We start from the raw sequence: 6,171 nt of genomic DNA on the forward strand, positions 1-6,171 counted from the left end.
AATTCAATTCTACGTTACATAAGATAACACATGAAAAAGCAATACAGCAATGATTCCCTCTGTCGCGGGAGCGTATTGGAGTAATGGAGTTAACAAAATTGACATCAATTCGATGCACTCCGAAATTTAGACGGCATTTGCATGTACCTTTTTCGACACGACAGCATTCCTCTAGCTTGTCGGATGAAGGGACTTTTATGCGGAATATATACCTGACAAAAGTTCTTATGAATCCCCAGAAACAGAACTAAACCGTCAAAGGGTTCTGTAAGCGGATTGACGAATACTTACCGACATGCAAGAGAGAAGCACTGGCGGGCTACATTGAGGAAGGTTGTTTGGGAGTCGTTTAAGGTTTCATGTGCACAGTCCATTGTTGGCAAAGAGAAAGGTCACCCGATCCGATGACAGTTCGTTGCAGGAGCGCTAAAGTCGTTATTTTGCAAGTCCAAAAGACTTCATACCGGGAGGGAATTCATGATGATTGAAGAAGTAGGAGCAACGACGGAAACGGCCAAGAGCCTGGGTATAGGTGCCAGTACTCTTCGTAAATATGCAGCAGCACTTGAGGAGCAGGGATATCGTTTCGAACGTTCTGCGAATAAATCCAGATTGTTCAAATCCGATGATATCGAGTGCATTGAACGTCTGATGACGGAGCTTAGAGAGCATAACCTGCCGCTGGCTGATGCAGTGGTTACGGTGCTATCCCCGGCAGAAGGGAAAACAGAACAGCAGTCTGTCCAAGCCATACGTGAGCATACAGAGCAGGAGTGTGCTGCAACCAGTACGGTCTTATCCGGAGCTAATCCATTACCGCCGCTGGAAGTGGATCAGTACGGTCAATTGAGATCTTATGAAGGACTCGGCCAGCTTGTAAGTGAGGTTACCTACGGTGCAGTTGAGCCCAAGCCGGAAGAGGACGATCGCGTGCAGGTGTTACAGCACCGGGTGGATGAACTGGAACTGACACTCCAGCATCTGGCGGACACTCATCTTGCGCTCCAGGAACAGATGGAGAAGCAACGTCAATGGATGAACGAAAAACTGGAGGAAGAACGAGATCGCGAACTCGTGACCAATTTGCGCAGCTATCAGGGGCGAAAACGAAAGTCCAAAATCACTTCACTCCGTATGTTGTTTGGTTTGATGCCAAAGAAACATAAAGAAGCTTAAGTGATTCTACATGAGGGATAATCGTGATTTCACATATACAGCCTGCTATAATTAGCTCCAATACAACATGAAGTCCAGCCGCTGATCAGCCGTTTCTCATGACAGGACAGGAAACCGGATCAGGCATCAGATAGCTGGCGTGGGAGGCAACGTGGAGCTGGAGAGAAGCTGGCAAAGATTGATCGGATTATTTGCAGACCGTCCTGGGCGGCAAGGAATAATCATAGGGGATCGTTATGTGATACGGGAGCTTCTAGGCATGGGGAGTTACGGACTGACCTATCTGTGCGTGGATCAGCAGACGGGAAGGGAAGTCGCGTTGAAGGAATCGAAGCCGAGTAAGGGCAGACTTGCTGCGCGGCTGCTGAGCAGGGAAGCGGATGTGTTACAGCATTTGCATCATCCAGCAATTCCTAAGCTTTTGGATACCTTTAACGTGCGAAGACGGAATTATATGGTGACAGAGTATGTCCGGGGACAGACGCTGGAACAATTGATCTTCGAAGAAGGTCAGCAATATACAGAGCGTGAATGCGTGGAACTCGCTTGTCAGCTATTGTCTCCTGTAGCTCATGTTCATCAGCAGGGATTCATTCATGGCGACGTGCGTATCCCTAACGTCATTGTACGAGAGGGACGAGTACATTTGATTGATTTTGGCCTGGCGAGACGCTTGGGGGAGCCGTTGTTGCCAGAGTTAAAACGCCGAATGAAAGATGTGCCTGAGCCTGAAGATGAACCGGCTATACCGGATCAGGATCTGCAGGATATCGGTCACTTTCTACTTTTCATGTTGTACTCCGCCTACAAAACGGAGAAAGGCAGCATGCCTGCCAGCTGGCAGGAAGAGCTTAAGCTTACGCCTGAACTGCATGAGATGCTGGAGCGGCTCCTCGGGCTTCGTCCGGGTTATGAGGGCGGGGCAGGAGAGCTTCAGCGAGAGATGCAATCTTTGAAGCTATTATTGCTTTAAGATCTAAGTGTGCAAGCGGACGAGGCTTAGCGCGTATTTATAAAAAAACAGGGGTGTTCTGCTGACCGTGAGTACGGTATCGGCGAACATCCCTTTATTATAGTTGGAGTCTGAGAGTCAGGCTCAAGCTAGGTCAAGTCAAAATCAAGCCAAGGTGTTCCGTTCCGGCAAGATCCATTGTTACGTTTAGCTGGAGCTGTGTTTTCTGTTTTTGTAATAACCTGATCCCTGGCGCTGATCCCTGTACTTCATGTCGGATGAGGAATAGCGCTTGTAGCCGCGTTTGCCGGAGGAACTGCTGTATTTTTTATAGGATCGTCTATTGGAGGAACTGTAACGTTTGTGGTGAGATGAGGACTTGGAGTCGATAAGTTTGCCTATGAGCTTCTTAAACATGAGTCGTTCATCCTTTCGTTTTCAGTTATTTTATGCTAATACGTGGCTTATCCAAGACGGGTTTCGTGTTTTTGCGAAAAAAGGTACTCCTCCATTCATAGCTTGGCGTATAATAGGATGTTGGTTAAGTTAAGGGAATTTTTTATTTTGAGCGTTTCGCGTTACAATAGAAGACAGGATAAGATCATAACGGACAAGGAGTAGTTGGCATGATCACGATAAAGACCAAAGAACAGATTGAATATATGAAAAAAGCGGGCGAAATCCTGGCGGCGTGCCATAGAGAGATCGCAAAACTGATTCGTCCGGGAATCACAACACAGGAGATTGACCAGTTTGCAGAGGCATTTATGAAGAAAAATGGCGCTATACCGGAGCAAAAGGGCTACAACGGGTACCCTTATGCGACATGTGCGTCGGTTAATGACGTGATCTGTCACGGTTTTCCGGGAAAATACGTGCTGAAAGACGGCGATATCGTTACCATCGACATGGTCGTGAATTTGGATGGATGGCTGGCGGACTCGGCTTGGTCTTATGCAGTCGGAAATGTAAGTCCTGAAGCGCAACATTTGTTAGACGTGACGAAAAACTCTCTATACAAAGGCATTGAGCTTGCTATTGTCGGTAACCGGATCGGAGACATCTCGCATGCCATTCAAACGTATGCTGAAGGAGAAGGACTGTCTGTGGTTCGTGAATTTATTGGACACGGTATCGGAGAGAAGATGCACGAAGAGCCGCAGGTTCCTCACTATGGCCCACCGCATCGCGGTCCGCGGCTTAAAGAGGGTATGGTCATCACCATTGAACCGATGTTGAATATCGGAACATTCCGCAGCAAGCTGGATTCAGACGGTTGGACTGCACGCACTTTGGATGGAAGTTTGTCCGCTCAGTATGAACATACCATTGCCATTACAGCCGATGGACCGGTTATTCTGACTGCGCAATAAGATGGGGTAGGGATTCAGATGGGTGGACTACACACAGATGTAAGGCTATTCGCCCAGAATGAAAAGATTGTGTCATTTCACTATTGGCTAATTCATTTTCACTGTGCTGTAAGGTTGGTTTAGAGCTATAATGTGACGAAATTTGTATATTTCCGGGCGGCCCACGTTTGTGATCCGCCTGTTTCGGTTTAAACTATTATGAAGATCAACATAGAGCCAGTGGTGTGCCTGTATTACTGCAGATGACAAGGGCTGACCTTGAAGCCACTGGGAATCAGGAGGTTATTTTAATGAGTGTAAATAAACAGATCGTACTGGCGTCCCGTCCTGAAGGGGCCCCATCCAAAGAGAATTTTGAATTCGTTGAGGCATCGCTACCTGAACCGGAAGCTGGGCAAGTGCTGGTTCGTACATTATATTTGTCGGTCGATCCGTACATGCGGGGACGAATGAAAGATACGAAATCCTATGCACCGCCGTACGCCCTGAATGAAGTCATTAAGGGAGGAGCGATCGGGCAGGTTGTGGAATCATCCGAGCCCAATTTACGCAAAGGTGATCTGGTGACGGGGATGTGGGGCTGGCAGCAATATGCTGCGGTCAATACGACGGATCTGTCGCTGATTGATTCGGACGAGGCTCCAATTACAGCTTATCTCGGTGCATTGGGCCTGACAGGTTTGACCGCGTATTTCGGCATGGAGGATATCGGCAAACCCAAGGATGGAGAGACCGTTGTGGTCTCTGGTGCGGCAGGAGCTGTGGGGATGATCGCAGGTCAGATCGGTAAAATCGTCGGTGCGCGTGTGGTTGGTATCGCAGGTTCTGACGATAAATGTACCTATCTGAAAGAAAAGCTTGGTTTCGACGTTGTGCTGAACTATAAGACGGAGCAAGATATGTCGGCAGCGATTGAAAAGGCTTGTCCTGACGGAGTCGACGTATACTTCGACAATGTTGGCGGCGATATCTCGGATGCTGTACTGCGTCATATCAATCGGAATGCCCGTATTCCGCTGTGCGGACAGATCTCGTCTTATAATCTGGAGAAACCGGATATCGGCATGCGTCCACAAACACTGCTGCTAACGAACACGGCACTGATGAAAGGTTTTCTGCTGGGCGACTACACGAAGTCTTTCAAGGAAGGCCGCGCCAAGTTGGCAAAGTGGATTCAGGAAGGCAAGCTGCAATATGAAGAGAACATTGTCGAGGGTTTCGAACGGACACCGGAAGCTTTCATTGGACTCTTCTCTGGAGATAATCTGGGCAAGCAGCTGGTGAAGGTTGCAGACCCTGAATAGATGGATTGAGCGAGTGAATTTGGGTTGATGGATGAGTACATTCATTCCAACGATTAAAGCGACTTCCGCATAACAGTTCTGATTAAGTCGTTGCAGCCTGCAAGCAAAAGACACGTTCTTAGCACCTTTTTATGGTGTGTTGAACGTGTCTTTTTAAATTGATGTTGATGTCGATTGATGTTATAGCTAAGTTGATGTGATCAATGTGATTGGTAAATGCTTAATACCTTGATTGTTTAATTTCTTATTGCTCTAGACCTATAAAAATCAGGGTAGTGCCGGGGGATTTTAGCTACCGTTTAGTTCTGAACAGCGAGCACTTCCTTGTAGTGTTTGTACATATATACACGCCAGCGCACAATCATACCGAACGCCAGCAGGAAGAACAGACCGCCTGTTTGCGGAATGCTGACATATCGCTGGATGACTTCATGCAGAATCAGGCGTACAGCCAGAAGTCCTAGCAAAATGAAGGCAAAGCTGCGGGAACGTGTGGCAAAAATCTCTTCTCCTACGCGTTCAAACTTGGTGCTGCGAATGAGAGGATACGAGAAAATAAACCAGCCGACCAGAAGCGCGATGAGCGCCCACAACCATGGAACATGGGTCTCCGGTACAACAAACATAAAAAAGCCTGTGCTCATGCCGAGCGGCGGAATAATAATTTTACGGATGGTGACCGGCCGGTGGCTGGCTTTCATACGAATGAAGATGGCAAGTAAGGCCATGACAAGCATGCCAACAGTCGCCCCGATTTGAAGATAGTACGGAGAGATTTGAGCCACGTAAACGCCCTCTTTCTACAATGATATGTAATCCGTTCAACCGGATAAGATACAAAAAGACCTGATTTTTCAGTTCCTATTATAGCACAAATACAGGAACTCGATAGAACACATATCTTTTAAAAATGCAGGCAATGTTGATCGTTTTTTGTTAGGAAAATATGTAGGAAGTGTCTGAAAACTCTGAAGAAAGCTGATTTTGCCGAATGTTCATTCCAAGCAAGGAAGTTTCCCGCAGGCGTATCGGGACACGTCAAGGGAAAGTGACGTAGCAGGGGGCGGAAAGGGGGAAAGATGCACTTCAGTAGGTTTCAAGACACGCTCTAGTATTGTTCCCGCTGAGTTGTCGTTTATTCGAATAAGAGGAAATTAAGCCAGATGTACTAACAGATGTACTAATGGCTGCACTAAGAAGGGATTACTGCAACAGATGGACAGGCGTGGGATGGTGTATCTAAACTTATTAACCTCCTGCTCCTGTTCCTGGGCACAAGCTATGTAGGCTAACGATCACCAGGAAGCTTATTTGCCGCATTTTCTGCTTCTTTTAATTCTAGCTATGATGAACGTAAACAAGGATA

At 47.2% G+C, this 6,171-nt stretch carries 5 protein-coding genes; 4 read left to right on the forward strand and 1 reads right to left on the reverse strand.

Annotated features, from left to right (window positions below; genetic code table 11):
* The first annotated feature begins 477 nt into the window (after window positions 1-477).
* The 4 genes from H7T88_RS25040 to H7T88_RS25055 all read left to right on the forward strand — a co-directional run bounded on the left by H7T88_RS25040 (window position 478) and on the right by H7T88_RS25055 (window position 4,805).
* Window positions 478-1,176, forward strand: a complete 699-nt coding sequence (locus H7T88_RS25040; RefSeq protein ID WP_154960036.1) for a hypothetical protein — start codon at window positions 478-480, stop codon at window positions 1,174-1,176.
* Window positions 1,177-1,315: 139 nt separating this feature from the next.
* Window positions 1,316-2,149, forward strand: a complete 834-nt coding sequence (locus tag H7T88_RS25045) for a serine/threonine protein kinase (protein WP_221790961.1) — start codon at window positions 1,316-1,318, stop codon at window positions 2,147-2,149.
* A 605-nt stretch (window positions 2,150-2,754) separates the two neighbouring features.
* Window positions 2,755-3,501: a type I methionyl aminopeptidase gene (gene map / locus H7T88_RS25050; RefSeq protein ID WP_221790963.1), complete on the forward strand. Its 747-nt coding sequence runs from the start codon at window positions 2,755-2,757 to the stop codon at window positions 3,499-3,501.
* A 290-nt stretch (window positions 3,502-3,791) separates the two neighbouring features.
* Window positions 3,792-4,805 (forward strand): NADP-dependent oxidoreductase, encoded by a 1,014-nt coding sequence (locus H7T88_RS25055; RefSeq protein WP_154960038.1) that lies wholly within the window; start codon window positions 3,792-3,794, stop codon window positions 4,803-4,805.
* A gap of 299 nt (window positions 4,806-5,104) precedes the next feature.
* On the opposite strand, the gene H7T88_RS25060 is transcribed toward H7T88_RS25055, so the two are convergent.
* A complete protein-coding gene (locus H7T88_RS25060) occupies window positions 5,105-5,590 on the reverse strand; it encodes a CcdC family protein (RefSeq protein WP_186811773.1) in 486 nt (161 codons plus the stop codon).
* Between the last annotated feature and the right edge of the window lie 581 nt (window positions 5,591-6,171).

The sequence above is a fragment of the Paenibacillus cucumis (ex Kampfer et al. 2016) genome (assembly GCF_019748695.1).
Classification (GTDB): domain Bacteria; phylum Bacillota; class Bacilli; order Paenibacillales; family Paenibacillaceae; genus Paenibacillus; species Paenibacillus polysaccharolyticus.

What these genes read in the sequence shown, in the direction of transcription:
- H7T88_RS25040 (WP_154960036.1), top strand. Translation starts at nt 478, where the DNA reads ATGATGATTGAAGAAGTAGGAGCAACGACGGAAACGGCCAAGAGCCTG.
- map (WP_221790963.1), top strand. Translation starts at nt 2,755, where the DNA reads ATGATCACGATAAAGACCAAAGAACAGATTGAATATATGAAAAAAGCG.
- H7T88_RS25055 (WP_154960038.1), top strand. Translation starts at nt 3,792, where the DNA reads ATGAGTGTAAATAAACAGATCGTACTGGCGTCCCGTCCTGAAGGGGCC.